Here is a 281-nt window from a genome sequence, read left to right as displayed (position 1 = left end):
TAAGACCCACGGCGAGGAACACCATCGGGCCCGAGACCAGGCCGATGCGCATCCAGAGCGCGTTGCTGGCCGGCGCCTCGCGCAAGCCCGCCAGCATGACAATCAGCCACATCGCGGCCAGCACGGTGCCGCCCTGGAATGCGCCACCGGGCGCGTCGGCGCCAGTCCACATGAGGTGGATGCCCAGCAGCACGCCCAGCGGCGGCAGCACGCGGGCGAAGAACGGCAGCACGCTGTCGTCGGCCAGCTGGAGCCTGAGGTCGGGACGCTCGCCCCAGCAT

1 protein-coding gene is annotated in these 281 nt (G+C 71.2%); it reads right to left on the bottom strand.

What is annotated here, in order from left to right:
* On the bottom strand, window positions 1-281 hold a 281-nt coding region (locus MD536_RS21660; RefSeq protein ID WP_239603860.1), incomplete at both ends, for an MnhB domain-containing protein.

The sequence above is a fragment of the Flavihumibacter cheonanensis genome (assembly GCF_022352215.1).
GTDB classification, from domain to species: domain Bacteria; phylum Bacteroidota; class Bacteroidia; order Chitinophagales; family Chitinophagaceae; genus Flavihumibacter; species Flavihumibacter cheonanensis.
The sequence above is the reverse complement of the archived record's forward strand: the minus strand, read 5'-3'. Positions and strand labels throughout refer to the sequence as shown.